The organism is Pseudomonas sp. 05N434 (assembly GCF_056396965.1).
Map to the genome: position 1 here is coordinate 1 of NZ_JBFTMK010000714.1, position 2,071 is coordinate 2,071.

General features: G+C 56.4%; 3 protein-coding genes. All 3 read left to right on the forward strand.

The features are described from left to right. On the forward strand, positions 1-454 hold a 454-nt coding region (locus AC1DLB_RS28470; RefSeq protein WP_477786133.1), incomplete at its 5' end, for a PI-PLC domain-containing protein. An 80-nt stretch (positions 455-534) separates the two neighbouring features. Further along, positions 535-1,440 (forward strand): AraC family transcriptional regulator, encoded by a 906-nt coding sequence (locus AC1DLB_RS28475; RefSeq protein ID WP_018926036.1) that lies wholly within the window; start codon positions 535-537, stop codon positions 1,438-1,440. Positions 1,441-1,781: 341 nt separating this feature from the next. Further along, positions 1,782-2,071 (forward strand): extracellular solute-binding protein (locus tag AC1DLB_RS28480; RefSeq protein WP_477786134.1); only part of this gene is annotated, 290 nt, incomplete at its 3' end.

A 2,071-nucleotide genomic window follows, 5' to 3' on the forward strand; every position in this document is an offset into this window, starting at 1 on the left:
CAGCCAACTCGGACAGCGAGTGATACCGCCCGACAACGCCACAAAAACGATCGGCGAGCTCAAGCGGATCAGTGCTCTGCGCCGGGTGATATTAGCGGCGCCCGTACGGCGGGAACTGGATGAGAATTATTTCTGGCCGCGTATTGCACACAAGTGGATCAACAAGCGGTTTACCGACACCGAGGATTTGAAAACCCATATTTCCAACACACTCAAAGACGCGCCATACGAAACATTTTTATGGTCGTTATCGGCCACCAGCTACGCGTTTCTGGGAGGGCCTCAAGACATCAAAAACCACATCAATAACTGGTTCAATCCCACCCGGGACTGGGTGACGCGCTGCAGCATCATTAATACCGACTTTTTCGATGAATCCGAAATCGTTCGTTACTGCTGGAGTGCCACCAGCATGAAAGCGGTATACGGTGATGCGTTGCATGCCCCCGCCTGAGCACAGTCGCGTTGCAAGCTGGCCTTAGGCATCCCGAAAGAGGCATGATCAAGGGGCGATAACAATCAAAGCGCCCTGACATGACCCGAACAGCCAGAGTCACCGATCCTTCCTACGAATTGATGGACGACCACAACGGGTTGTCCATCATCTATCGCCAACACGGATTCCCCTGCCCCCTGGTGCGCTGGCATTTCCACAAGGAATACGAACTGCACTTGATCATCGCCAGCTCCGGCAAGGTGTTCATCGGTGACTACATCGGTAACTTCTACCCGGAAACACTGTTCCTGACCGGCCCCAACCTGCCCCACAACTGGATCAGCCAGGTGGCCGAAGACGAAGTGGTGCCCGAGCGCGACATGCTGGTCAATTTCACTGACGAGCTGTTCGAAAGTGGCCATCAGGTATTCGCTGAACTCAAGACAATTGCGCCCTTGCTGGAGCGCGCGCAGTACGGCATCGAGTTTCGCTGCAAGCGCACCATACGCCAGGCCATGACCTTGATGCAGCGCATCGCCGACACCCAAGGCATGACCCGGCTCGGGCATTTTTTCATTCTGCTGGAGTTGCTGGCGGCGTCCGATGACTACCAGTTGCTGTCCGGTGCCACAACGCCGCAATTGGCCGATGAACACAATATCGACCGTACCAACCGGGCGGTGGATTACATCTTTGCCCATTACGCCAGGGATTTAACGCTGGAAGAGGTGGCCGAGCATCTGGGTCTGAAGCCGACCTACTTCAGCCGAGTGTTCAAACAGGCCACCGGACGCTGCTTCATCGAGTTCGTCAATCGCCTGCGCATCAGCAAATCCTGCGAGCTGCTGGCCGATGGCGACAAAACGGTGACCGATGTGTGTTTCGAGTCGGGCTTCAACAACATTTCCAACTTCAACCGGCGTTTTCAGCAACTCAAGGGCATGACGCCGTCGCACTACCGGCGGCTGGCGGTGCAACGGTTGACTGAGCAGAATCAGCACTGACTTATCCTGTACCACGGATCCCTGTAGCAGCTGCCGAAGGCTGCGTTCGGCCGCGCAGCAGTCGCAAACCCGGCCACTCCACCTCTTCTGTATCGCCGCAGCTTCGGACCCGGCGAGGGCTTCGCCCTCGAACGCAGCCTGACGGCAGCTGCTACAGCGCGGCATGCAGCGACACCAGCCCCTGACTTCCCAGTGCAAAAAAGTATCGATCACAGTGCGATGGATGATTTGTCAGCCTGTCAATTGAAGGCTGTAATCGCTGCACATTCTTCCCTCCGCAGGAAGACACAAAAACAATAACTGTCCTTCTGTAACCCCCGGGTGCAGAAAAGGAGTGCACGATGCAACCTTCGGTAAAAGCTCTGCTTGCCCTCACCTGCATGACCCTCAGCAGCGTCAGCCTCGGCGCTCAGACCCTGACCATCGCCACCGTCAACAACAGCGACATGATCCGCATGCAAAAGCTCTCGAAAACCTTCGAAGCCGAGCATCCGGACATCAAACTCAATTGGGTGGTGCTTGAAGAAAACGTCCTGCGCCAACGCCTGACCACCGACATCGCCACCCAGGGCGGGCAGTTTGATGTGTTGACCATCGGCATGTACGAAGCCGCACTCTGGGGTGCCAAGGG

Coding starts and splice junctions, on each gene's coding strand:
- AC1DLB_RS28475 (WP_018926036.1), top strand. CDS start 535: ATGACCCGAACAGCCAGAGTCACCGATCCTTCCTACGAATTGATGGAC.